The sequence below is a fragment of the Cohnella sp. genome, from assembly GCF_041640265.1.
GTDB lineage: Bacteria > Bacillota > Bacilli > Paenibacillales > Paenibacillaceae > Cohnella.
Genome location: NZ_JBEQAP010000028.1, coordinates 1 through 24,279 on the forward strand (window position 1 = coordinate 1; position 24,279 = coordinate 24,279).

Genomic DNA, 24,279 nt, shown 5'->3' on the forward strand with positions numbered 1-24,279 from the left:
GATTTGAACGTAGCATGGAAACACCATCCGTTCGGTATAAGTTTAGTTATATTATACCATATTAACGCGGTGTCGCATTAAATTAATTGGACATAATAAAAGCTGTCGAGACTTTCTCGACAGCCTGAGGACCCGTCAAGGGTCCTTTTTTTTCACCATATAGGAAATTATATAATTCCGAGGAGTTGGGCTACTCTCTTTCAAAGCCCCCGCCCGAATAAACGGGATTTAATGCTTCGGAGGTGCAGGGTAAGTCAGCGATCCATTTTCCTTTAAGCTGCTCATGTTGTTTGCTTTGAGCATCCGCTCAGACAGGGTGTACAGAGTGTTGCCGGCATATAGAATACGGCGAATGGATTTGCCATAGTCAAACCCGTATTGACCGCTCTTGCTCAGATCATTCTCAGATAGGTGGGTAATCCGTCCGCGCAGGTCAAAGCCTTTTTCTAGATCAATGTGGTATATAAAGGCACCCTGGTAGGTGAACTGACCATAAGCGGGGAAACCGCCTTGTTCGATAGGGTTCTTGTCTTTAATCTCCATTAACTCCACCGGAAAAGCCATCAGACCTTTGGATTTGGAGAATAAAAGCGCCTTATGGTTGTATAGCAGCTCGGATTGCGTTCCTCGATCACCGATTATTTCTTTGAATTTTTCCTTCGGCTGGCTCACATCCGATACGTCGAACAGCGCGATTTTCATTCCCTGGTAGAACGCCATCATCTCGTCCTGTCCCATTCCCTTAGAAGGAAGCTCTACGGTCTCCTTACCAAAGCCGATGATATGATTCTCGTCATACGGATGAAGATAATCGCTATAGCCCGGAATCTTTAATTGCCCCAATACAGCAGGCTTCACAGGATTGCTTAGGGCGATTGCGAACAGCGGATCAACGTTGCGGAATGTAACCATGTAAGCGCGGCTGCCCATGAACCGCGTCGAATAAATACGTTCCCCAGGTGCTAGATTCTCAAGCGTTCCCACGGTTTTCAGCTGCTCATCCAATACATACAGGTTGTTGGTCGACCTCTCCGCACCGCTAGCCCACATATCTCCCTTGGTTGTTGCGATTCTAAAGTAACCTTCATACTCATCCATGGAGAATTGATTCAGGATCGAGCCTGGTACGGAGCCTTCGCCGATATAGACGATATTCCCCTGATCGAGCCGGAATTTGTACACCTGCGTCTCTTGACGATAAGTGTCGCCGCTAGGCAAGTATTTCGCAATGGCAACATATAGGTGTTTCGAGGACGCGTAGATCGTTTGTCCAGAGCCAAGATAAGCAGTAACCTGCATTTCCTGTGCGGGCTTCGCAAGATCGACTGCGCCGATTAGCAGCGTGCTGTTTTCGGGCGATTCAGGGAAGTAACGGATATCGCTAAGCGGCAGCCTTTTCAAATCCTTGGAAACGGCTGAATCGCCGTACATAGGCTCAAAGTCGTTATTGTTGTATTTATTCGTGATAACATACAAGGAGCTATCGATTTTGCGCGAGGAAATATAGCTCCCCTCTAGCTCGGTTTCGCGAGCGAGCTTAGGCTGGCCGGAAGCGCTCATATCATATACTTTCGTCTGGACTGTGCTGCTCACGGGCCGTGGAGGCATAATTCCCATTTTGTTAGAAGAGGAACCTTCGCCAGCGGGGTCTGAACCTCCGATTCCAGGCTCTATCGGCATAGGAATAACTGTATTGTTCTGACCTATAACGATAAGTTGATTGTCATCGACGTACAATTCTTGCGGGTAAAACCCTTCTTTCGGAGAGTACTCCAATGTCGCGGCTAGCTTTGGTGCAGACGAATTGGAAATATCCGAGATCAGGATGCGGGAGCCGCTTAGCTGGTAGATAAAGCTGCCATCCGTTTTGGCCCAATCGGCTTCATCGACTCCTTCGACTTGAACATTTGTTTGAGAATAGTCGCCGCTTGCACTAGCAGGGGATTCTGAAGCTGCAGCTGATAGGCTGTTTTCTGCGACTTTTGAAATAACCGTACCATCGGCTGTTTCTGCGAAGCCTGTACTACCGCGATAATAGATGCTGGTGTTTTTCTCGATCTGTTTCAGTAATTGTTCCAGTTTCTGCTTCGTACCGATAATAGGAAGCTCAGCAGGCTCATCGATATGAACGATCTTGTTGATCCCATCCCATGCCACGACGGTTCCAAGTGACTCGGATATGGCTCGCAAAGGTACTAGTGTCACTTTCCCTTTTATCAGCGGTGCAACATCAAGCTTAATGATTCGGCCGTTCGCCATCAGGACGTTCGAACCCAAAGTTAGAGCAGCAGAACGATTCCCTCTGGTTAACGTGATCGTTTGCCGCTGCTTGGAGTCCATCTTCCAAGCTACCTTTGCGCCGAGAGCTTCTGCCACTTCGCGTAAAGGCACAACTGTTGTTTTATTGAGAGTAATAACGGGGGCAGACAGCTTCAAAGGGACGCCGCTCACCCAGATTTGAGTGCCGGATTGCGCGGATACGGTTTGCTTTAAGGGATCTGCTACGGAAGGGACCGCAAGCATGACAACGGCAAGTAAGGCTGCAACGAAAGCTTTCTTACGCATAATTATATCCTCCTAAGCTTGAGGGAATGGAATGACCGCAGGTTATGCAGCATCTTGTATGTTCATTGACGGCTTCTGGGATGATATGGTTGCAGTAAATTGGAAAGAAGGACATATGAAGATGTCGCGTAAAAAAACGAATCGTATAGTCGTGACGGTTGGACTTCTGGCCGCTTTATTCATGGGAGCGTTGGATGCAACCGTAGTCACGACGGCCACGCCAACAATCACGGATGAATTAGAAGGATTAAGCCTCATTAGCTGGATATTCTCGATCTATACGCTTACCATTTGCGTCTCGACGCCGATTTTCGGTAAGCTGGCGGATTTATATGGCAGGAAGTCAATTTTCACCATTGGATTACTGCTGTTTCTGGTGGGTTCAGTGTTATGCGGCGCTGCACAATCGATGTCCGAGCTGATCTGGTTTCGCGCGATTCAAGGTATAGGGGCCGGAGCGCTAACACCGGTAACTTTTACGATTATTGGGGACCTGTACACAGGAGAAGAAAGAGGTAAAGTTCAGGGCGTGCTCTCGTCTGTTTGGTCGGTTGCGGGTTTACTGGGACCGTTCGTGGGGGGATATTTCGTCGATGCGATGTCTTGGCGCTGGATTTTCTACATGAATGTGCCAGTGAGCGTGATCTCGTTTATTCTTGTGTTTGGTTTTCTTCATGAAGGCTTTAAGAAGGTATCCAAGAGCATTGATTATTTGGGAGCGTTAACATTCACGATCGGCATATCGAGTTTGCTGTTCGCTCTGCTCACGGGTGGAGAAACCTATGCCTGGAGTTCTCCAATAATAGTGGGACTCTTCTTTACAGCGGCACTATTCCTCTTGATCTTCTTGAAGGTAGAAGCTCGGGCGAAGGAGCCTATGCTTCCGCTAAGCTTATTCCGGGAAAGAAAAATATCGATTTCCTATATCTTAGGCTTCCTTGGCTTCTGTGTCGTGGCAGGTGCTTCGATCTATTCTCCCATGTGGATTCAAAAAGTTTCAGGCTTCAGCGCGACGAACTCGGGACTCATGCTCATGCCCATGTCGGTGGCTTGGTTAGCCGCGGCGAATCTATCGGGCAGGTTTATGTTCCGAGTCGGTGCAAGAATATTCATGTTACTTGGAGCGGTAGTTGTAACTCTAGGTGCAATATGGCTTTATCTCGTGGATATCCATTCTCCATATTGGTACTTTATTGGCATCGTTGTTTTCATGGGCTTCGGGATGGGCTGCATAAGCACGACAGCGATAGTTACGATCCAGAGCGCGGTTGGCGGAAATATGCGGGGAGTAGCCACCTCTACGAATTCATTAATGAGTGCGCTTGGACAAACCGTGGGCGTAGCGATATTCGGCATGCTTCTAAATCGCACCGTCACGGAGGATACCCCGGAACAATTGGCCAATGGGATGCACGTGATTTTCGGTTTTATCCTAGTGATTACGCTTGTTAACTTGCTCGTGGTTAACTTCCTGCCATCAGAGCGCAAGAAGGCGAAGAGCCAGAGTAACTAGCATATAACAAAGAGGCTGTGTTCGATCCCTGTAAGAAAAGAGAATCATTTGGCCACATTATGGAAACCTTACAACGGAGGTTGTTAATTCCAATAATGGAGCAGATCATCTATGTTCAAGTTTTTCTTCAGAAAACGCGTAAAAAAGATGAGCGCGGCTAATAATCAATCGCAAACAGATTCTTCGAATCCCAATTCCAAAAATATTCAAGATAACATCGACTATATCAAGAAAATAATGCATTCCCCGAATGATCTCCTTACGAGAATCTTTACCATCGGGGGGAGCGAGCATCTTTGCGCGATCGTTTGTATCGACGGATTGGTTGACAAAGACCTGCTCAACGGCAAGGTTATTCAGCAAATTCAACTGGGAATGTCGATTGCTCGCAAAGAGGTTCCAGCCTCGGGTGAAGACATCATTACCGAGCTGGAGAATGAGGTCTTAGCAACCTACGATATCAAGAAAGCATTTACGATGGATGATGTAATGTTCGCTATCCTTTCTGGGGATACGGCTTTATTCATCGATGGAACGGATCAAACGATCCTATTAGGGAGCAAGAAGTGGGAAAGCCGGAGCGTCGACGAGCCGGTAACAGAATCGCTGGTTCGCGGACCGAGAGAAGGATTTACAGAGAATATTCGCACTAACACTGTACTTATTCGCAGGCATATTCGCGATCCTAATCTGCATTTCGATTCTTATAAAGTGGGGAGACGATCGAAGAAGGATCTCATCGTCTGTTATATCGACGGGATTGTTCAACCTGAGCTTGTCGAAGAAGTTAAGCGCAGAATAGATACGATAGATATGGACGACGCTCCGGAATCGGGATATATCGAGCAATGGATTGAAGATAGTTTCTTATCTCCCTTTCCTCAGATTCTTCATACGGAGAGACCTGATAAAGTATCCTCAGCTATCTTGCAAGGAAAAATAGCCATTCTGTTAGACGGTACTCCTTTTGTGTTGACAATGCCAACAACATTCGTGTCATTATTACAGTCGCCGGAGGATTATTATGAACGTTGGCTGATTGGAACCTTGGTCCGTCTTTTAAGATACTTGGCGGTGTTTGCTGCTGTATTTCTTCCTGCTATGTATGTCGCTCTCGTCTCATTTCATCAGGGGATGATCCCCTCGAAGTTAGCTTTTTCGATTGCCGCCTCCAGAGAAGGCGTTCCATTTCCTGCCGTTCTTGAAGCGTTATTAATGGAAACGACCTTGGAGATGCTTCGCGAGGCAGGAATTCGACTGCCTAAGCCGATCGGTCAGACGGTAGGAATAGTGGGCGGTTTGGTCATTGGAGAAGCTGCAGTGCAGGCCGGCGTTGTAAGCCCCATTATGGTCATTGTCGTAGCAGTCACAGCTATTGCTTCATTTACCGTACCTTCTTATAGCGCTGGAATTGCCTTTCGAATTTTGCGGTTTATAACGATAATAGCCGCAAGCATCTTTGGCCTTTATGGCATTATGCTGGTATACATCATGATCAATATCCATATTGTCCGACTAAAAAGCTTTGGAATTCCGTACACTACTCCGTTTGCGCCAACCTTCTTGCATGATTGGAGAGATCTCTTAGTACGGGCGCCCTTGCACATGTTAGGGAAAAGGCCCCAGTTCATGCAGACGGAAGACGATAAGCGGATGGGTAAAAGAGGGAGCGGTTCATGAAGTCATTTGAATACGGTGACAACGAGATCAGTACTAAAGAAGTCTTCGCCATCGTAAGTAACATGCTGATTGGATTCGGCGTGCTTACACTTCCACGTTCCATCGTCACGGTAACCAAATCAGTTGATGGATGGATTTCTATATGTATAGGGGGGGTGATAGCGGCTTTTTTTCTCTGGGTAATTGCGAAGTTAGTTTCCCGGTTCCCCAAAAAAGGTTTTTACGATATCACTACAGCTATCATTAATAAACCCGCTGCTAATATTTTAACTTTAATGATTAGCGTATACACTATGATGTTTGTCTGTTATGAGACAAGAGGGTTAGCAAGCATAGCGAGATTATATTTGTATGACCGAACGCCCGAAGAAGTGATCTGCCTTGTTTTTCTTCTGGTGCTGATCTATGGCGTATCAGGTCCAAGTATCGCGTTATTGCGTGTTAATCTAATGTTCATGCCTATCGTGATTTCCATAGTGCTGGTGCTCATCTTCATGAACATCGGTTTTTTTAATTACCATCAGTTAAAGCCCTTTTTTATCACAGAATGGGTAGACGTGGTGAAAGCGTCGAAGGAGACGGTTTTTTCGTTCCTAGGCTTCGAGGTTCTTCTGTTTTATAACGTACATATCAATCAACCCAAGAAAACTGTAAAGGCAGCGTTGTTTGGAATTTCAATTCCTTTTATCCTTTATTTAGTAGTATTTATTTTTCTTATTGGAACATTTGGCGTAGAGGTTGTTAGCAACACGCTTTACCCGACAGCGGAATTGGCCAAACAGGTGGAAATCACGGGAGGTTTCTTAGAGCGGTTCGAATCTCTTTTTTTTACTATCTGGGTGATGACTTTATTTAACACGGCATCTATGGCTTTCGATGTAACGATTCTGGGCCTCATGTCCGTATTTAAGAAGGCGAAGAGAATGCCGCTTATCCTATTCTTGTCTCCCTTGATGTATATCATTATCATGCTGCCGCAGAATATTAAAGAAATCGCATCCTTTGGGGAATGGATCAGCTATGCAGGTATTCCGGTAGCCTTTCTGTTGCCGCTTGGTCTATTTCTGACAGCGAAGATACGAGGTGTGAAGGGTAATGCATAGGCTGGCAAAGTGGTTATGGATGGTTTGCATCGCCATGTTATTGACGGGTTGCTGGGATCGGGTTGAAAGTGAAGAGAGAGGCTTCGTGGTCGGGGCGGCCATTGATACAGCCGTTGAGAAGAAGCTGAAGCTAACCTTCCAGTTCGTGGTAACTAGCGCGTTTCAAGGAAAAGGGGAGGGCGGCAAGCAAGGCGGTGACGCATTCCTTAATGTCTCAATGGAGGGGCATACGTTATTTAAAGCGCTTAGAGATATGTCCACCCAAACAAGCCGTTCCCCCTACTTGCAGCATAATAGAATCATTCTCGTTTCAGAGGAAATGGCTAGGAAAGGGGATCTTGGCAAGGCTCTGGATCTATTCATTCGCGACCATGAGATGAGAAGGATAACGAAAGTTATGATTGCCGAGGGGGAAGCCAGCCCAATACTAGGCATAAAACCTTCTTACGAGAAATTGCCGGTGCTTTACATCGATTCCATTGCCGAGAATCCTTATAAGAGCTCGAAAATATTGTCCCCTACAATTATTGGGAAGGTCTATGGCTTTCTCTTAGGGAAAGCAAGCTTTGCCATACCCAGAATTGCAAAGATGAAGGATAAGGTTGAAGTGGCCGGGGCTGCCATATTTAAGGGCTCAAATAAAAGAATGGTAGGGTTTCTTAATGAGAATGAAACGATGGGCTTAAATTTTTTTACAGGGAAAATAAAAGGAGGCGGACTAGAGCTTAAATTGAATAATCAATACGTGGTATTTGAAATCAAGGGCTCCAAGCGAACCCTCGATGCGGATGTCTCCGATCCCGAACACCCGGTGTTTAACATTAACATCTTTACCGAAGGAAATGTGGCTGAATCGTCTACGAGCCTTGATTTTCTTGATCCGAAAGTCATTGCTGAGGTTCAAGCGAAGACTGTGGAGAAAATCAAGAGTTTAACGGAAGATACGGTAGAGAAACTGCAAAAGGATTATAAAACCGATGCGCTCGGCCTAGGAACATTCTTGAAACAAGAACACTATAGGGCATGGCAAAAGATCGAGAAGGATTGGGATCAAGGAAACAATTTGTTCTCAAAGTGCGTAATCCGCGTTCATGTCAAAGTGAAAATGCGGATCATCGGAGCGATTATTGAAACGGAAAAGTAGGTGGTCTTCAGATGTGGGAATCCATTATGGAAGAAATAATAGGAAGAATTCCGAAGGCTGTGGTCATCATATGCGCAGTGTTATCCTCGTTAATTCCGTGGTGCGTCTATAGGATTAATCAGTCCCTGCATCGCTATGGCGATCCTCCTTGGAAAAAGAAATAAGATGTTTGAGGAAATTCTTCAGCTCAAAGATGTACTATAATAGGAAAGGTGAGTTAGAGGCAGGAGGATGAATATGAAATCGATAACCGTGCAAAGCTTAATCGAGCCGCTCAATCTAGAGGTGCTTACAGGAGCAGATCAGCTGGACAGAATCATCACTCGCTCAAGAGCGCATCGTCCAGGCTTGGAATTTACGGGTTACTTTGACTTCTTCCCGATCGAACACGTTCAGGTGCTCGGAAAAAAAGAAATCAATTATCTACATACACGAAGCGAAGCAGAGCGAAGTTTGCACATCGGGAATGTGGTTAAGTATCATCCGCCGTGCTTCATTGTGACGTCCAATCAAGAGGGTCTGAAGTACCTAATGAAATATTGCGAGCAGGAAAAAATACCGCTGTTACGTACCGCAGAGCCAACAGTAGAGTTTATGGCGAAGCTTGATTCGTTCCTTATTAAGGCTCTTGCACCGAGTATGGCCATACACGGTGTGTGCGTGAACGTATCGGGTATCGGAATATTGCTTAGAGGTAAATCAGGCGTCGGCAAGAGCGAAACTGCCCATACTTTGATCCGGAGAGGACATCGTCTGGTCGCGGACGATGTCGTCCTTCTGAAGAGATTGAGTCCTCATACGCTGCTCGGGACGCACAACCATACTACCCGTGAATTTTTGGCACTTCGAAGCATTGGACTGATTAATGTCGTACGCATCTATGGAAGGAAAGCCTTCCAAGATGAAACCCGGATTGTACTCGATATCGAGCTGACGCAATGGCAGGATAAAGCCTTGAATAATGAGCTTGAGCTTGAGCCTAAATTCTCGGAGTATCTCGATGTCCGCATCCCTCATATCGAAATTCAGCTGCAGCCGGGAAGAGATGTTGCGGGACTTATTGAAGCCGCAGCAAACAACTGGTACTTAAAGCAGCAGGGCTATAGCGCTGCAGAGGAGTTTATGAAACGCCTGGAAAACGAGTGCTGATGTTATTGTAATTATCAAACCCGATAAAGCTTCGCTTCCGTAGACATAAGACTGGCTCTGGAAATAAGCTCGCGGAAAGGCAAATCGACAAATTCCGGAACGTTCCGCTCATTCACCCATCCCACGTCAGCCGAGATGCTGGCCATGCCGATAACCAGTGGTTCGGATATTCCTTCAATTAATTGCTGGACGACTGAATCCGCTTTTTTCGTAATGACAGTGAATTCGTCTCCAGCGTATCGACAGATAAAATCGTCAGGGCCGAAAAAAGATTTAAGTTTGAGCGCAAACTCGCGAATGAGATCGTCGCCGACTGGATGACCGAATTGCTTGTTCACTTCTCCGAAGCGGTTCAAATCGATAAAGAGGAGCTGAAAGGTCTCACGGCGGGCTAGTAGTTCCTCCCCGATGGCATGGATATAAGGAGAACGGTACAGGTTTGTCATCGAGTCGTTCCATTCGGCCAGTCTGGTGACGAGCGATTCCCGAGTTACCATGCCTGCAACGTGATCGTCTTGAATGACAACGAGTCGTTCGATGACTTTCTTCTCCATCGTGTGAATGGCATCCCATAAAAACGTGTGTAATGGCACGCTGATTGGATCCGGCGTCATCGCGTCGGCCACAATCCGGTTAGGATGGGTTGCGCGCACATCCCGAGAAGTAATGATGCCGGTGATCTGGCCGTCATCCATCACTACCAGAGATCCGATGCGGAGTTCGTCCATTACATTCGAGGCATGCCAAACGCTTTTATCCGAAGATACAGTATGAACGGGTACGGTCATGACATCCGCCACTTTCATGGCATATCCACCTCACGGTGTACCGAAACTTCGATTTTCAATTCCGAACGCAGCACCATCGAGTCGCTGATCATGTTCTCCGTTTCTTCCATAATAATGCGAAGCAGTACTTTTTCATCTAGCATTTGCAGTAAAGAACTGCGGATTAGGACGGCTTCAATTTTGGGGTGCTCCATTTTGATGATAGTGAATTGTTCCGGGGACAATGCTTCTGCCATTCGGCGCACCGCTTCCGGACCTATCGGAGCTCTTCTTCCAATGATGAGCATATCCTGCATGGGGGGCATTTCAAACTCGGAAAATTTTAACGAGAGCATGGCTCTTCTTGAATAATTAGATCTGGGGTCCAATTCAATAACTCCCTTAATTATCGATTAAGCGGAACACGTTTACAGAAGTGCCCGGCAGGGGTTGAGGTATGGTCAGCAGATAACCTTGGCCGAGTGTTACGCCAAGGTTATGAGCTTGAAGTAAATCCTCAGGTTCTTCAATTCCTTCCAATATGAGCTTGGATTCATCTGCGCAATAATCCACGAAGAACTTTATCATTTTCTGTTTTTTTTGGCTGCCGGACAGATTTTTGCTGAAAAATCTATCCATTTTAACGAAATGCGGGGTTAGCTCTATCATTCTTTTTAACGTGGTGGCTCCCTCCCCAACGTCGTCAAAAGCAATCAAGAAGCCATACCTTCGCAGGAGGTTGATATTCTGAGTAAACAATCCGTTATTCCAATCGCCCATTTCCGACCTTGCTTCATTGATTTCGAATACGATGCGGGAAGACAGCTCCCCATATTTCCGTACGACCTTATGTAGAAAGAGGGGGAAGGCAGCATCAGTCAAACTAGAGGGGAAAATATTAACGAATAAATACTCATCAGATTCCCTCCGGTCGGTTTCGGAAAAATAAAAAGCAATTGCGTTGTAAACAGACAAAGTATCTAGCTCGAACAAACTGCCCTGTTCTGCGGCAACCTGAAATAGGCTATCCGTTCCGGTAATGGACTTGCTGCGGATTAACGCTTCATAACCCAATGTTTGTCTACCGGGGATATGGCAAATCGGCTGGAAAAGATGAAAGAGGTCTCCTTGTGCGACAAGAGCTGCGATCGTTAGCATAATGGCTTCCTTTCTGGAAACGACAATTACGGTATCCAGGACGCCACAGACTAAATTACCATGTCTAAAGAACTATGTGCGATCCTTTATACCTATACTATTCGATTCGCCAAAAACCGACGAATTCCTACAAAACATACGTTCCCTTTTACAAAATTTTCTTGTCCTATTGGAATACATCCCGGATCCCATTAAAATAAATTGGGTAAACAAAGTAAAAATTAGCGAGAATATGATCAAAATACCGTCAAAGGCTGACGGTATTTTTTTTTATAATAAAGTTAAGTTAAAAACGACTGAACTGATCATTACGGATTGAGGTGTTATTTATGAAAGATACAAAAATCGAACGATTACTCAAGAGTGATACGTTTGCAGGCTATTTGTTCGTCGGTCCGATGCTTACCGGCGTGTTCATTCTTGTTCTGATCCCAATCATAGCCACGCTTGTGCTGGGCTTTGCGGATTGGAATTTCGTGCAGGGCTGGGATGGGATAAGCTGGGTTGGTCTGGATAATTTCCAGCGGCTGACGGAAGAGCCGCTGTTCAAGAAATCGCTGACGAATAACTTGATTTTCTTATTAGCGGTTCCGATCTATATGCTGATCTCCATGGTGCTGGCTATCTTAATTGATCGATATGTGTATTTGAAAGGGTATTTCAAGGTTGCTTATTTCATGCCCTATATTTCCACAACCGTCGCTGTTGCGATTGTCTTTCAGGTTTTATTCCAACCCTCCTATGGGCCGATTAACGAAACGTTGAAGTCGCTCGGTTGGGAGAATCCCCCGATGTGGCTTGCAGATCCTAACTTTGCATTAGCATCCGTCATGACGATCTCCGTATGGATCTCAATCGGCTTTAACATGATTATATATATGGCCGGTCTGCAGTCGATTCCGAGGGATCTTTATGAAGCGGCGGATATCGATGGAGCGAATGCCTGGGTCAAATTTAGGAAAATCACATTCCCCCTATTGTCTCCTACTTCCTTCTTCTTGCTCGTTACGGGTATTATTTCAACATTTAAAGTGTTTGATCTCATTGCCGTTATGACGCAAGGGGGGCCGATCGGTTCGACGAGTGTAATGGTCTGGTATTTATATGATCAAGCATTCGGGAACTTGGAGATCGGTTATGCATCCGCAGTGGCTATGGTATTGCTTGGGCTTGTACTTATTATTACTTTCGGGCAATGGTTTGCTCAGAAGAAATGGGTCAATTATTAAAGGGGAAGGAGGGGCGTTATTATTATGGTAACACTTTCAAGATTGAACTGGAGCAGAGCTATTATCACGTTAATCATGTTCGTTGGGAGCCTCTTATTCCTAGCACCGTTCTTCTGGATGCTCGTGTCCTCAGTTAAAGAAGAAATCGATGTATTTTCCTATCCCATTCAATGGATACCGAAGACTTGGAACGCGGTGGAAAATTATAAGGAAGTATGGTTCGGGGATTATCCGTTTTATCTCTATTATTGGAATTCCATTAAAGTCAGCATTACAACGACGGTCATATCCTGTTTGGTTTCAAGCTTGGCAGCTTACGGCTTTTCCAAGATTAAGTTCAAGGGCAGCTCATTTCTGTTCCTGATCGTTCTGGCTACCTATATGGTTCCTCCTCAAGCGATCCTGGTACCGCAATTTATTTTGTATCGTAATATCGGACTGTTCGACAGCCATTTAGGCCTAATCCTGTTAGGAAGCTTCAGTGTACTGGGGACGTTTATGTTAAGGCAGTTTTTCATGGGAGTAAATAACGAGTTTCTCGAGTCGGCTAGAATCGATGGCGCGGGTCACTTCCGAACGTTCTGGTCTGTTGCTTTTCCTCTCGTTAGACCGGCTGTTGCGACGTATGCCATTCTAAGGTTCATCTGGACTTGGAACGATTATCAGAATCCCCTTATTTTCTTGCGATCAGATCATTTGTATACGATCCCGCTAGCCATACAGAAGTTTACTTCAATGAGCGGAGAGTTCTATTCACTCATTATGGCCGCAGCAGTGTCTGCGATTGCTCCGCTCCTTATCATTTTCATCATTGGTCAGAAGAGCGTTATTGAAGGAATTGCGTTAGGTGGAGTTAAGGGTTAGCTAATAATAATGAAAACGCAAACAAAAGAGTAAAAATAATTCAAATAAAGTAAATATTGTTTTATATCGTACAGCGTTATTCCCGCTATACTTTGGTTGCAAGACAAGGTTTCCTACACATAGGAGGGTTCATATCGATGAGAAAAAAATGGTTATCCGGTATTGTGGCCGGCGTGCTCATGACAGGATTATTAGCAGGCTGCGGAAGTAGTAACAATAATAAACCGGCGGCAAGCTCAAGCGCGCCAGCGGCGTCAGCGTCAGAGTCTGCTAAGCCAAGTGAAGCTGCCCAGCCCGTAAACTTGCGACTGTACACTTTCGGTAACGAGCAAAGCTACAACTGGAAGCAAACGGTTGCTGCCTATGAAGCGGCTAATGAAGGTGTGAAGGTTGAAGTTGTCGTGCTTAGCGACAAGGGTGACACTCAGGATGCTATGAAGAAGCTGGACCTAGCAGCAGCTTCTAATGACGAGATGGACGTATTGATGTTCAGCGATCCTGCAAGTTATGCGCAGCGCGTTGCACTTGGTATGGCCGAGCCTCTTGATGAATTTATCGCCAAGGAAGGCTTTAAGCTAAATGAAGAATACAAGGTGGATACCGCTTTAGATGGCAAGGTTTATGCGTTGCCAGGTAAATTTAATCCTTGGTATGTATTGGTTAACAAGGATCATCTAGATGCTGCTGGTCTAAAGGTACCTACAGATTGGACTTGGGATGAGTACGCGGAATATGCGAAGACTCTTACTCAGGGCGAAGGTGCTGCTAAGCGTTATGGAGCCTACTTCCATGGCCCGCAAAACGGCGGCTGGATGGAATTCCTGAAGCTCATGATGATGAATCAACCGAAGGACTCTGAATATCTCAAGGCGGATGGAACATCTAATCTGGACAGTCCTAACTTTAGAAAAACGTTGGAGCTCCGCGTGAAGATGGAGAAAGAAGATAAGTCCTCTGTTCCTTACACAGATATGATCTCGCAAAAGCTTGCATACCGTACACAATTCTTTAATCAATCTGCAAGCATGCTTACAATCGGCAGCTGGATGAATACAGAGATTGGCGGTACAGAGAAGGTTCCATTGACGTTTAACGTAGCTGTTGCTCCTTTCCCTAAGAACAACCCAGAGGATCCAATTGGCTATGCTCCAGTAACCACGGATTATGTAGCGGTTTCTGCTAAGTCTAAGAATAAAGAAGCAGCTTACAAATTCGTTCGTTGGTACACAACGGAAGGGCAATTGGTACAAGGTAAAAATGTTCCGGCCTGGAGTAAAGTCACTAATGATGATATCGGCAAGCTTATCGACACCATTCTAAGCGGCACGAAAAATCCGGAGCTGGTAGACAAAGCTTCTCTGGTTAACACGCTTGTCGCATCGAAGGGTGCTGAGGTAGTCGCTCCTACATCTTACCAAGCCGAGGTTTACAAGGCGATCAATGAAGAATACGAGAAGCTGATCTTGGATAAACAAGACATTGACACAACAATCAAAAATAGCCAAGAGCGCACACAAAAAATTATCGAAACAAATAAAAAATAGATTTGATATAATGACCCTATAGGGGACGGCTAGCCGCGTCCCCTATTTTTTCAATTATTGGAAGGGGACATTACTGTGGTTAGGAAGCTTAGAGCTCTATTCTCTTTCCGTTCCATCCGGTACAAGCTTATGATTGCTTCTGTTGCCTGCATTTTGGTTCCTGCTGCGATTTCTTTGCTTATTTACAATTCGCTGACCCAGGAAGCCGTGAAGAAACAAGCAATGTCCAATGCGGAGGACTCGCTGTTACTTGTTAATGGTTCCGTAACCTTTTTGCTAAATAGCATGCTGAACATCGCTAATTCCATTCAGTTGAATGCCGATCTGAGTGCTTATTTTAAATTGATTAATGCAGGTAATGAAGATAAAACCGACCCCTATCGTGAGTTTTCAGACAAGAGACGGGTGATAGAGCAACTCGATGCCATGGCTATTGTTGGAGAAAAAATCAATGTCACCGTACTTTTAGCTAATGATGCGTATTTCACGAACTATTCCACAGAGGAGTATCATCCGTTAGCGATCAAGAACGAGGTGTGGTTCGAGAAGCTGAAGGAGTATAAAGGCTATGAGACTTTATGGATCGGCACTACACCAACCTCATTCCAGCTCGATAAACTGGAGAACCCTTATCAAATCTCCATAGCCCGCACGCTGCGGGTTGGAGAATCGGGCTCCATCTATGGTTATATCGTTGTGACGATTATGGAGAATAAGATTAACAAAATTTTCGATCAACTTTCCGAGGGTAAAGAGGTGTTACTTGTTGACGAGAATGATCGGATTCTATCTAGTGCAAGAAGCGAGCAAATTGGTCAGCCCTTCATTCATGCGAGGCCTTTGGAGGGGAAGACAGGCTCCTATATCGCACCGATTAATGAATCGAAATATCTAATAACAGAGCAGGCTCTTTCCGTCAACAACTGGCGTCTCGTGTCCATGCAGCCCTATCAGGCAGCGATTGTGGATATCAGCTCCATCTTCAGCCGCGTTTTTACCGTTCAAATCATTTCGTTTGTAGTCTTCTTGCTCCTGCTGCTTGTATTGCTGCGTGCATTTACGAAGCCTTTGATACGGCTAAGCAAGACGACGTCTGCCGTGCAGAGGGGCAACCTAAATATTCGTACGGGCGTTCGAGGTCAGGATGAGGTCGGTCGCCTCGGATTTCTATTCGACCAGATGCTTGATCGGGTTCAGGAAATGATCGCGGAGGTCTCGGATACGCAGGCACGTAAGCGAAAGGCTGAGTTGAAGATGCTGCAAGCGCAGATCCACCCCCATTTTCTATTTAATGTATTGAATTCGATTCGGATGAAGGTTATGCGGCGAGGTGATCGGGAGAGTGCCAATATGATTGGATCGCTGTCCAAGCTGCTTCGAATGACCATCAGCAGGGACAAAGACGAGATCCATTTGCATGAAGAGCTTGAGCTGATCACCTATTATGTCGAGCTGATGAATTTGCGTCAGAAGGAAGAAGTTAAGCTGTCATTAGACATTGCCCCTGACGCGTTTCATGTGCCAGTACCGCGGTTTTTTCTCCAGCCTATAGTCGAGAATGCCCTTATCCATGGGTTGAGCCAGAAGGCCGGAATTATTCGAATCGAAGCAGAGATCACTGAAGGGCGGTTAACCCTTAAGGTTGAGGATAATGGTGTCGGAATGGATGAGGCGAAGCAGGAAGCACTCAAGAGAAAGCTGCAGGGTGCGGAAAGTCCTTCTGAAATCGCCGTTGAAGAAAATGGACAGAGTGGATTCTCAGGCTTTGGATTGCTGAACGTCGTCGAACGAATGAAGATGATCAGCGGAGATGATTTTCAACTAGAGGTTAGAAGTGCCCGGGGAGAAGGGACAGTTGTTTGTTTGACCATTCGTTGCCAGGAGGAACAGACAGATGTATAACGTGATGCTGGTAGATGATGATTATCCGGTAATCGAGTTATTATCGGAGGCGATAGATTGGGAGCGGCTGGGGCTGCGGCTTATGGGCTGTTATGAGAATGGGGCTAGCGCTTGGGAGCATTCCGAGAGGGAGTTGCCGGATATTCTGATTACGGATATCGGCATGCCGAAGATGGACGGACTCGAGCTCTCTGCTCGGGTGAAGGAGCGTAAGCCTGGTGTTCGTATCGTTATCTTGTCGTGTCATGATGAGTTTTCCTATGCCAGGCAGGCGATGAGGCTGAATGTGCAGGAATATTTGCTGAAGGAATCGCTTGACCCGGAGGATCTTGTTGTTCTATTGAAGCAATTCAAGGAAAGTCTGGATGAAGAGCGTCAATGGGACGGGGAGCAAGCCCGTCTTCATGCACTAGAGAATAATACGAAGGAGCTTCGCAAGGAGCAAATTCTGAAAAATTTAATTCATCAGCCGCTGCTCTCTCCTTTGAAATGGTTGCAGGAGGTTAGTGCGTTTGGGCTCCTGCTACAAGGAGAGTATTGCATACCAGCAGTCGGTCATCTGGATGAATATCGGAAAGTGAAGCACCGATTTGCTTCAGATCAGACACTAAGGTTCGCTGTCGCTAATGTAATGAATGAGGTGTTGAATGAGGTGACGATTCATGGTCTTCATGTCTGCTACAACGAGCGGAAGCAATTGCTGCTATTCACTTACAAGCCGAGCTTAAAGACGAATATATATGATCTTGTGGTAACCTCCCTGTATAAGGTTCAGGCAACTCTTCTTAAAGTACTCAAGGTAAGGATGACCTTTAGAATAGGTAAAGGCTGCGGATCTCCAGAGAGCTTAAAGGAAAATCTGTATCAGCTTGTATCAAACGAGGAACAACGATTTTATCTTGAACAAGGGGAAATCGTGAAGGAGCAAGCCATTCCGTTATCTTCCCAGAACCTCTTCTCCGAATATGATGCTGCCCGATCGGAATTACGCGATGCGCTTCTCGCGAAGCGGACACAGGAAATCGGTGAAGTTGCGAGCACGTGGATTATGCGAATTAAAGGTGAGAAGTATCCGCCTGCTATGGTTAAGGATTGGGTGCTTAAACTGCTACTGGATTTGAAGCTTCAACAGAATTCCATGCACTTAGCAGGGACAACTCAATCAGCTGAGACTTTAAGCAAAGACATTGCGGACATTGATTCCTTCGCAGAGCTGCAGGAGTGGTTGTCCACCTATCTGCAGACGGTCTCAAGCGGCACAGAAGTCGCTGCGGGCAGCAAACGTCCGGAGATGAAGGAAGCGTATAAATATGTTTCCTTAAACCTGCATAGAAGAATAAGCTTGGAGGAGGTAGCCGAGCATCTCCATTTGAATGCCAGCTACTTTAGCCGATTGTTCAAGAAGGAGATGGGGATCACCTTCATCGAGCATGTCACGCACATGAAGATGGAACGGGCGAAGGAATTGCTCGATCAGACACCTCATACTGTCGGCGCGATTTGCGAGCAGCTGGGCTATGACAACCAAAGTTATTTTATTAAGACATTTAAGGCGCACACAGGGGTTACGCCGGTAGAATACCGGGGATAAGGCGGGATGAATGATGAATAGGGAACAAGTTGGTAAGCTTATGGGCAAGCTGTCTGCCGCAGATTTGACGTTATATTACCCAGGCGGACAACAGAATGAATTCTGGTCTGCCGTTCTCGATAGTCCGAGCTACGAGCAAGATGTACGTGCGGTGAAGGCGGAAGGTGCGCGATTATTGGGGACTCAGACGCCTGAGCTAACCTATGAGCTATTCTCCGAGTTCGAGCGTGAGGGTAAACGGCTTGGTTACGAGCATGTGTACTTCGCTCGCAGAAGAAGGCTGAATACCTTTGCTTTGCTGTCTTTGTTCGAGCCTGAGAATCTATCGTATCTGGAGGAGCTTTGTGAGATTATCTGGGCAATCTGTGATGAGTATACCTGGTGCTTGCCTGCACACTTGAAGGATTGCGAAGCGGATAAGACAATTGATTTGTTCTCTTCGGAGACGGGCTTCACGTTGAGCGAGATTAGCTTATTGCTGGGAGAGCGGTTCCCTCCTCTGCTGAGAAACCGGATTGCCGCAGAGGTGTCGGATCGCTTGTTCGTACCCTATTTGGAGCATGGGCCGCATCACTGGGAGACGGCTAAGCATAATTGGTCTGCCGTATGCGCGGGCTCCATTGGCGCTGCGGCATTGCTGCAGAAGGGTCCCTTGGCAAGGCTCGAGGAGATCGTGACCAAGGTGCTTGGCAGCATGAACTGTTATCTCGAAGGCTTCGGAGAGGATGGCGTTTGTCAGGAAGGGGTCGGCTACTGGAATTATGGCTTTGGCTATTACGTCTATTTCTCTGACCTGCTGAAGCGCAGAACACAAGGAAGACTTAATCTCTTTGCGAGCTTTAAAGTTCACCAGATTGCGTTGTTCCAGCAAAAAGTATATTTATATGGCAACGCGGTAGCCAACTTCTCCGATTCCGTGCCTTTTGTAGGCATTCAGATAGGACTTACTCATTATTTAGCCAACATCTATCCGGATATGGAAGTGCCTTCTCTAGAGCATCGGACAGAATACACGGATGATCATTGCAGCCGCTGGGCGCCTGCTCTACGAAATTTCATTTGGTTGGATTCTTCAAAGCAAACGTCTGATTGGGCAAGCGCAGCTTATTATATGGTCGATGCGCAGTGGTTAGTTTCCAGGCATGAGACTAATAATGGGCGTTTCGGATTCGCAGTCAAGGCAGGTCACAATGGGGAGCCGCATAATCATAACGATGTCGGACATTTCATTCTAATGGGCGAAGAGGCGATTATCGCGGCGGATCTTGGCTGCGGCGAATATACGCAAGCTTACTTCGGCGCTGGCCGTTATGATTATGATTGCAACGGATCGCAGGGACATTCCGTTCCTATTATCGATGGTTTTGGGCAGGTTGAAGGAGAGGGACATGCGGCGGAGAATGTGAAAGTCCAAACGGGAGCGGGTGAAGACTATATGGCTCTTGAGCTTTCGGGAGCCTACAATGTACCGCATCTGCGTAAGCTTAAGCGCAAGCTAGTCTGGCATAAGACTGACATGCCTTGGCTTTCGCTAGAGGATAAATTTACGTTTTCCTCTGTACCTAGGCGAATCACGGAGAGAATCGTAACGCGGTGCCGGCCAACGGTAATGGAGAATGGCATTGTTGGGTTATCGAACGGAGCTGATCAGTCTGCTAGCATTCGATATGATACTCATGGTGCGGACGTTCTGATTACGGCTCGATCCTACAGTGATCACTTCGGGCAGGCTTCGGAATATTATACGATCGATTTCGAATTGAAAGAGCTGAGTCTAGTTAATCGGTTTTCATTGACCATAGAAATGAAAGAATAAAGGAAGGCAGCGTGGTGGAGATGTCGAATATGGAGAAACCGGATTGGTTAGAGGAAGCATGGCAAGCAACGATAGACAAGGTAAGTCGGACTAGTCAGCGAATTGGTGCAGGCTTTCCTCACGCAAGTCCGAACGGCACATACGTGCTGGAGCATCCCTTTTGGTGGACGGCTGGTTTCTGGCCGGGATTGTTATGGCTGCTATATGAGGGGAGCAATGATGAGCGATTCCGGAGCATTGCCGAGCAGTGTGAGGAGCGTCTGGACGAGGTGTTAGACGGGTATGATCGATTGGATCACGACCTTGGCTTCATGTGGACGTTAACGAGCATTGCTTCTTATAAGCTGGCGGGTGGTGGGGAGCAATCGAAGCGCAGAGCGCTGAAGGCTGCCAATTATCTTGCTGCAAGGTTTAATATCAAGGGGCGCTACATCCGCGCTTGGAATCCTTGGTTTGAAGGGGAGAATAACGCGGGCTTGGCCATTATCGACTGCGCCATGAACACGCCGCTGCTTTATTGGGCGTCACGAGTCAGCGGTGATCCTCGCTATGGTCATATTGCCGAAGCGCATATGGACACTGTTCTGGAGCGCTTTATTCGTCCGGATGGGTCGGTTTATCATATTATCTCATTTGATCCGGACACCGGCGCGTTCGTCGAAGGGCTTGGAGGACAAGGTTATGCGCCTGAATCTGCCTGGTCACGGGGAACGGCTTGGGCTTTATATGGACTAACATTGTCTTACCACCATACGGGCAAGCAGAAGTACTTGGATGCTGCTAAGCGTGTCGCCCATTTCTTTCTTTCTCAGCTTCCGGACGATCATGTCCCTCATTGGGATTTCCGCCTTCCGCCAGAGGTAACGAAATACCGGGATTCGTCCGCGGGAGCTTGCGCTGCATCGGGCTTGCTTCTGCTTGCGGAGAAGGTAGGTCCTTTACAGTCGCAAGCGTATCGTGAACCGGCGATCCGCATATTGGAGTCGTTATATCGCAACTACTGTGCTTGGAGTGATCCTAGCGAAGAAGGTCTCATTTTACAGGGAACCAGTCACTACCCGGAGAACAAGAATATAGATGTACCTCTTATTTATGGAGACTTTTTCTTTGTTGAAGGTTTAGCCCGGTTAAGGGGAGCAAATACGAGTTTCTGGGAATAACAGACTGGGGGAACAGGGATGAGTGAGATCAAGCTGCCTATTCAATTAAATCCGTTGCGGACGAAGGATGATTTACGTCTGGCGTTTCAACAGCTAAGCGAGCCTTTGTCACCTTATTTAAGTGAAGGGAAAGCCCGACTGCTGCTTGGGGGGAGCGGAGCTAGCTCTTCGGAAGCGGTCGGCGAGATGGAAGGTTTCTGCAGAGTGTTATGGGGAATGGTGCCGCTATTGGCCGGTGGTGGGCATAGCGAGCTATGGAAACCCTATTTGCAAGGGATTATTAATGGAACGAATCCCCATCATGCTGAATATTGGGGAGAACCGGGCGACTATGACCAGCGTCTCGTTGAGATGGCTGTCTTTGGTATGGCTCTGTCGCTTATTCCAGAGCAAATCTGGGAGCCGCTGGACTCTGTACAGAAACAGCATTTATACGATTGGTTGAATGCCATTAACTCTCATCCGGTGTACGATTGTAATTGGCTGCTCTTCCACGTTCTCGTTAACATGGGGTTCAAAAGGGTGGGGCTACCTTATGATAAGGAAGGGATGGAGAAAAGCTTAGATCGCATAGAAGCCTTTGATCTCGGTGGAGGCTGGTACGCGGACGGGGTAGGCGGGCATAGCGATTATTATGTACCTTTCGCTCTTCATTATTATGGTCTTGTATATGCGAAGCTTATGGAGTCGGAAGATCCGCATCGAAGTCGATTGTTCAAGGAACGAGCAGTGCTGTTCGCCCAAGATTTCATCAGCTGGTTCAGTGTGGATGGTTCGGCGCTCCCCTATGGGAGAAGCTTGGCATACCGGTTCGCCCAGTCCGCTTTCTGGAGTGCACTTGCCTATGCGGAGATCGAGGTTTATTCACCTGGTGTCGTGAAAGGAATCGTACTTCGCAATTTACGGTGGTGGTTCGAGCAACCAATATTTCTCCCTAATGGAGTACTTAGCATCGGTTACACCTATCCGAATCTTGTTATGGCGGAGAACTACAATTCACCAGGCTCGCCCTATTGGGCGCTCAAAACCTTCCTGATCCTAGCTCTGCCAGATGATCATGCCTTCTGGCAAGCCGAAGAGCTGCCGCTTCCTGCTCTGCCGGAGAGTTCCGCTCAGCTTCCGGCGCATCTCGTCTTGTGCAGGGAAGAGGAGAGCGGTCATGTCGTTGCCTTCAATACGGGACATCCCTCTACGAACGAGCATACGCACACTTCAGCCAAGTATGAGAAATTTGCATATTCCACAGCCTTCGGTTTTAGCGTACCCCGTGCGGAATGGGGATTAGCGCAAGGGGCATTCGATTCGATGCTCGCTCTGAGCGAAAGGGATAACTTGTTCCGTGTGAGAAGGCGCAATGAAGAATATCGAATAGAGGATAATGTTCTGTTTACAAGATGGAAACCATGGCATGACGTAGAGGTAAGAACTTGGATCGTGGCAGGATTACCTTGGCATGTGCGGGTGCATAGAATTGAGACTGAACGAATGCTTACAGCCGCTGAGGGCGGCTTCGCACTAGCACGAGGCGAGGATTTAAGCTTGCATCAGGAAGCTTTTTCCGTGAAGGCGGCTTGCTTCAAAGGAGTGAGTGGAATATTAGGCTTTCACGGATATGCTGAGGCTGAAGCGGTGTATCCCCATGCGAATACGAACCTGCTCTATCCTCGCACGGTCATTCCTACCTTGAAGGCGGAGCTCGGCATAGGAATACATTGGCTTGTGTCCGCGGTTTATGGTAAACCGGCGGGTTTAGAGCAAGCCAACAGCTCGCTCAGTGAGGATCAGTGGGGACACAACAGCATACCAAGCGTTACCATAGAGCAAGGAGAAATCCGGATCAATATGTTGACTGGGTCTTATTCGATAGACAGATTATCCCATTAATCTGTGACGTCCACGTAAGTTGACATAGTCCGATTGCCACAGGTTGAAGTGTCGACATAACCGGAAAAGAGAATCAAATATCAATATTTAATACGGACCTCAAATAGACTGGGGATGAGTGAAAGCTTGATTTTGCTTGTGAGTCAAATTTGGATTTCGGATCCAATATAAGGCATGGCGCTGTTATCAGCCACATAGAGGCCGGGAACACCCCGAATTTGACCGAATGGGTCGGCCGCTGAAGTAGATGTCCCCGATCCGGCATGTTCCCGAATCATGCATATCCCTTGCAGGGGTCATGCAGATAGTCGGGTTGTCGTTTCGGGGTTCCAGACAAAGGTATTCAAAGAAGCGACAGGGCTTTCACCCGGAGAAAATCAGAGGTTGAACCCATCCTGACAGCAATGCAAAAAAAAGCGGTTTTTGCTCTAAAGCGAGCAAAAACCGCTTTTATTGTGCGCCAACCATGGGCGCTATCTACAGGGTGCAAGTCCCGAGTGACGAAGGCAAGTAGTAGTCATTAGCAGAATTAACATTAAACGGCTTGCATGTCACCCAGCAGGCATTCGCAGGAGATTTCCGTAATGGCGAAATGGGTCTGCTTTAACATTACATGCGCACTAAACGGATCCGTTGCAGATAAGTCATAAGTTGCGATAATTATATGCGAGAAGTCGACATGCTTGCCATAATCCCCCCACCAAAACATCCTCAAGGGTCGGTTGTCTATATTGTGCTATTACATGACTTAAAAATTAAGGTTAACTTCTATAACTTTCTATATAATCAGAAATTGAAATGAGAACAACAAGTCACTGTGGGAGTGATGCAGGTTTGTTTGTAATAAAAGTGAAACATGAAACGCTTTGAGGCAAATAGGTTTTCTTTTTTATTGCGACTTTTGAGAGCGGTTTCATGCTTTTGTGCCGAGAAGAGGGAACGGAAAGCGCGCTGGATTGCGCAGCGGGACCGGTCTTACTGAAGTCGATTCGAAAATGTCAATGTCAATAGGAAAAATTGTTCGCACCTCGCTTTTGGAGGTGAAACAATAAAAGACCCTGGCCGTCAGGCCGGAGCCGATGCGGAATGATGAATTCCGAGAGGCTTAATCATGTTATAGGGGGTGATGCATATCGTCTGACTTTCATGAAGTCATTCGAGCAAGCAGTTTCTTTATTCTTGCTTCAACAGCAAGTCGAGGAATATTGCA

The 24,279-nt window shown here is 46.7% G+C and carries 19 protein-coding genes; 13 read left to right on the top strand and 6 right to left on the bottom strand.

The genetic code is table 11. The features are described from left to right. Positions 1 to 228 precede the first annotated feature (228 nt). Positions 229 to 2,565, bottom strand: a complete 2,337-nt coding sequence (locus ACESLK_RS18550) for a beta-propeller domain-containing protein (protein ID WP_373231189.1) — start codon at positions 2,563 to 2,565, stop codon at positions 229 to 231. Between the two features lie 31 nt (positions 2,566 to 2,596). Here ACESLK_RS18550 and ACESLK_RS18555 point away from each other — a divergent pair, with 31 nt between their 5' ends. The 5 genes from ACESLK_RS18555 to hprK all read left to right on the top strand — a co-directional run bounded on the left by ACESLK_RS18555 (position 2,597) and on the right by hprK (position 9,154). Continuing rightward, on the top strand, positions 2,597 to 4,078 hold the full coding sequence (locus ACESLK_RS18555) for an MDR family MFS transporter (RefSeq protein ID WP_373231190.1): 1,482 nt from the start codon (positions 2,597 to 2,599) through the stop codon (positions 4,076 to 4,078). A gap of 147 nt (positions 4,079 to 4,225) precedes the next feature. Next, positions 4,226 to 5,758: a spore germination protein gene (locus ACESLK_RS18560; RefSeq protein ID WP_373231191.1), complete on the top strand. Its 1,533-nt coding sequence runs from the start codon at positions 4,226 to 4,228 to the stop codon at positions 5,756 to 5,758. Continuing rightward, on the top strand, positions 5,755 to 6,861 hold the full coding sequence (locus ACESLK_RS18565; RefSeq protein ID WP_373231192.1) for a GerAB/ArcD/ProY family transporter: 1,107 nt from the start codon (positions 5,755 to 5,757) through the stop codon (positions 6,859 to 6,861). Before ACESLK_RS18560 ends, ACESLK_RS18565 begins: the two co-directional genes overlap by 4 nt. Then, positions 6,854 to 8,005, top strand: a complete 1,152-nt coding sequence (locus tag ACESLK_RS18570) for a Ger(x)C family spore germination protein (RefSeq protein ID WP_373231193.1) — start codon at positions 6,854 to 6,856, stop codon at positions 8,003 to 8,005. The genes ACESLK_RS18565 and ACESLK_RS18570 overlap by 8 nt, the downstream gene beginning before the upstream one ends. A gap of 237 nt (positions 8,006 to 8,242) precedes the next feature. Next, entirely contained in the window at positions 8,243 to 9,154 is a 912-nt protein-coding gene (gene hprK / locus ACESLK_RS18575) for an HPr(Ser) kinase/phosphatase (protein WP_373231194.1), read from the top strand. A gap of 14 nt (positions 9,155 to 9,168) precedes the next feature. Here hprK and ACESLK_RS18580 read toward each other — a convergent pair whose 3' ends face one another. The 3 genes from ACESLK_RS18580 to ACESLK_RS18590 form a co-directional block, all read right to left on the bottom strand. Further along, the gene (locus tag ACESLK_RS18580; protein ID WP_373231196.1) at positions 9,169 to 9,960 is read right to left on the bottom strand and encodes a GGDEF domain-containing protein; all 792 of its coding nucleotides are present in this window, start codon (positions 9,958 to 9,960) and stop codon (positions 9,169 to 9,171) included. Beyond that, positions 9,957 to 10,247, bottom strand: coding sequence for a hypothetical protein (locus ACESLK_RS18585; protein WP_373231197.1), 291 nt, complete (start codon positions 10,245 to 10,247; stop codon positions 9,957 to 9,959). Before ACESLK_RS18585 ends, ACESLK_RS18580 begins: the two co-directional genes overlap by 4 nt. 76 nt (positions 10,248 to 10,323) lie before the next feature. Further along, on the bottom strand, positions 10,324 to 11,079 hold the full coding sequence (locus ACESLK_RS18590) for an EAL domain-containing protein (RefSeq protein WP_373231198.1): 756 nt from the start codon (positions 11,077 to 11,079) through the stop codon (positions 10,324 to 10,326). Between the two features lie 329 nt (positions 11,080 to 11,408). Between ACESLK_RS18590 and ACESLK_RS18595 the strand changes: the two genes are divergently transcribed. The 8 genes from ACESLK_RS18595 (at position 11,409) to ACESLK_RS18630 (ending at position 23,069) form a co-directional block, all read left to right on the top strand. Next, the gene (locus ACESLK_RS18595; protein WP_373231199.1) at positions 11,409 to 12,308 is read left to right on the top strand and encodes a carbohydrate ABC transporter permease; all 900 of its coding nucleotides are present in this window, start codon (positions 11,409 to 11,411) and stop codon (positions 12,306 to 12,308) included. Between the two features lie 24 nt (positions 12,309 to 12,332). After that, positions 12,333 to 13,172, top strand: a complete 840-nt coding sequence (locus ACESLK_RS18600; RefSeq protein ID WP_373231200.1) for a carbohydrate ABC transporter permease — start codon at positions 12,333 to 12,335, stop codon at positions 13,170 to 13,172. 137 nt (positions 13,173 to 13,309) lie between these two features. After that, positions 13,310 to 14,716 (top strand): ABC transporter substrate-binding protein, encoded by a 1,407-nt coding sequence (locus ACESLK_RS18605; protein WP_373231201.1) that lies wholly within the window; start codon positions 13,310 to 13,312, stop codon positions 14,714 to 14,716. Between the two features lie 75 nt (positions 14,717 to 14,791). After that, the gene (locus ACESLK_RS18610) at positions 14,792 to 16,618 is read left to right on the top strand and encodes a cache domain-containing sensor histidine kinase (protein WP_373231202.1); all 1,827 of its coding nucleotides are present in this window, start codon (positions 14,792 to 14,794) and stop codon (positions 16,616 to 16,618) included. Continuing rightward, the gene (locus tag ACESLK_RS18615; RefSeq protein WP_373231203.1) at positions 16,611 to 18,209 is read left to right on the top strand and encodes a response regulator transcription factor; all 1,599 of its coding nucleotides are present in this window, start codon (positions 16,611 to 16,613) and stop codon (positions 18,207 to 18,209) included. The genes ACESLK_RS18610 and ACESLK_RS18615 overlap by 8 nt, the downstream gene beginning before the upstream one ends. A gap of 13 nt (positions 18,210 to 18,222) precedes the next feature. Next, positions 18,223 to 20,025 (top strand): hypothetical protein, encoded by a 1,803-nt coding sequence (locus ACESLK_RS18620; RefSeq protein WP_373231204.1) that lies wholly within the window; start codon positions 18,223 to 18,225, stop codon positions 20,023 to 20,025. A 20-nt stretch (positions 20,026 to 20,045) separates the two neighbouring features. Continuing rightward, positions 20,046 to 21,185, top strand: coding sequence for a glycoside hydrolase family 88 protein (locus tag ACESLK_RS18625; protein ID WP_373231242.1), 1,140 nt, complete (start codon positions 20,046 to 20,048; stop codon positions 21,183 to 21,185). Positions 21,186 to 21,203: 18 nt separating this feature from the next. Continuing rightward, a complete protein-coding gene (locus ACESLK_RS18630) occupies positions 21,204 to 23,069 on the top strand; it encodes a DUF2264 domain-containing protein (RefSeq protein ID WP_373231205.1) in 1,866 nt (621 codons plus the stop codon). A gap of 143 nt (positions 23,070 to 23,212) precedes the next feature. Here the strand turns inward: ACESLK_RS18630 and ACESLK_RS18635 are convergent, their stop codons facing one another. Both ACESLK_RS18635 and ACESLK_RS18640 read right to left on the bottom strand, forming a co-directional pair. Beyond that, a complete protein-coding gene (locus ACESLK_RS18635; RefSeq protein WP_373231206.1) occupies positions 23,213 to 23,347 on the bottom strand; it encodes a GMC oxidoreductase in 135 nt (44 codons plus the stop codon). A 257-nt stretch (positions 23,348 to 23,604) separates the two neighbouring features. Further along, positions 23,605 to 23,778 carry a hypothetical protein gene (locus ACESLK_RS18640; protein ID WP_373231207.1) on the bottom strand — a complete coding sequence of 58 codons (174 nt, stop codon included), beginning with the start codon at positions 23,776 to 23,778 and terminating at the stop codon, positions 23,605 to 23,607. Positions 23,779 to 24,279: the final 501 nt, after the last annotated feature.

Excerpts from the sequence above, each read along its gene's own strand:
- hprK (WP_373231194.1), top strand. The coding sequence starts at position 8,243 with ATGAAATCGATAACCGTGCAAAGCTTAATCGAGCCGCTCAATCTAGAG.
- ACESLK_RS18550 (WP_373231189.1), bottom strand. The coding sequence starts at position 2,565 with ATGCGTAAGAAAGCTTTCGTTGCAGCCTTACTTGCCGTTGTCATGCTT.
- ACESLK_RS18600 (WP_373231200.1), top strand. The coding sequence starts at position 12,333 with ATGGTAACACTTTCAAGATTGAACTGGAGCAGAGCTATTATCACGTTA.
- ACESLK_RS18640 (WP_373231207.1), bottom strand. The coding sequence starts at position 23,778 with ATGTTTTGGTGGGGGGATTATGGCAAGCATGTCGACTTCTCGCATATA.
- ACESLK_RS18620 (WP_373231204.1), top strand. The coding sequence starts at position 18,223 with ATGAATAGGGAACAAGTTGGTAAGCTTATGGGCAAGCTGTCTGCCGCA.
- ACESLK_RS18595 (WP_373231199.1), top strand. The coding sequence starts at position 11,409 with ATGAAAGATACAAAAATCGAACGATTACTCAAGAGTGATACGTTTGCA.
- ACESLK_RS18580 (WP_373231196.1), bottom strand. The coding sequence starts at position 9,960 with ATGAAAGTGGCGGATGTCATGACCGTACCCGTTCATACTGTATCTTCG.
- ACESLK_RS18565 (WP_373231192.1), top strand. The coding sequence starts at position 5,755 with ATGAAGTCATTTGAATACGGTGACAACGAGATCAGTACTAAAGAAGTC.
- ACESLK_RS18615 (WP_373231203.1), top strand. The coding sequence starts at position 16,611 with ATGTATAACGTGATGCTGGTAGATGATGATTATCCGGTAATCGAGTTA.
- ACESLK_RS18570 (WP_373231193.1), top strand. The coding sequence starts at position 6,854 with ATGCATAGGCTGGCAAAGTGGTTATGGATGGTTTGCATCGCCATGTTA.
- ACESLK_RS18585 (WP_373231197.1), bottom strand. The coding sequence starts at position 10,247 with ATGCCCCCCATGCAGGATATGCTCATCATTGGAAGAAGAGCTCCGATA.
- ACESLK_RS18630 (WP_373231205.1), top strand. The coding sequence starts at position 21,204 with ATGAGTGAGATCAAGCTGCCTATTCAATTAAATCCGTTGCGGACGAAG.
- ACESLK_RS18605 (WP_373231201.1), top strand. The coding sequence starts at position 13,310 with ATGAGAAAAAAATGGTTATCCGGTATTGTGGCCGGCGTGCTCATGACA.
- ACESLK_RS18625 (WP_373231242.1), top strand. The coding sequence starts at position 20,046 with ATGTCGAATATGGAGAAACCGGATTGGTTAGAGGAAGCATGGCAAGCA.
- ACESLK_RS18560 (WP_373231191.1), top strand. The coding sequence starts at position 4,226 with ATGAGCGCGGCTAATAATCAATCGCAAACAGATTCTTCGAATCCCAAT.
- ACESLK_RS18590 (WP_373231198.1), bottom strand. The coding sequence starts at position 11,079 with ATGCTAACGATCGCAGCTCTTGTCGCACAAGGAGACCTCTTTCATCTT.
- ACESLK_RS18635 (WP_373231206.1), bottom strand. The coding sequence starts at position 23,347 with ATGATTCGGGAACATGCCGGATCGGGGACATCTACTTCAGCGGCCGAC.
- ACESLK_RS18555 (WP_373231190.1), top strand. The coding sequence starts at position 2,597 with ATGACCGCAGGTTATGCAGCATCTTGTATGTTCATTGACGGCTTCTGG.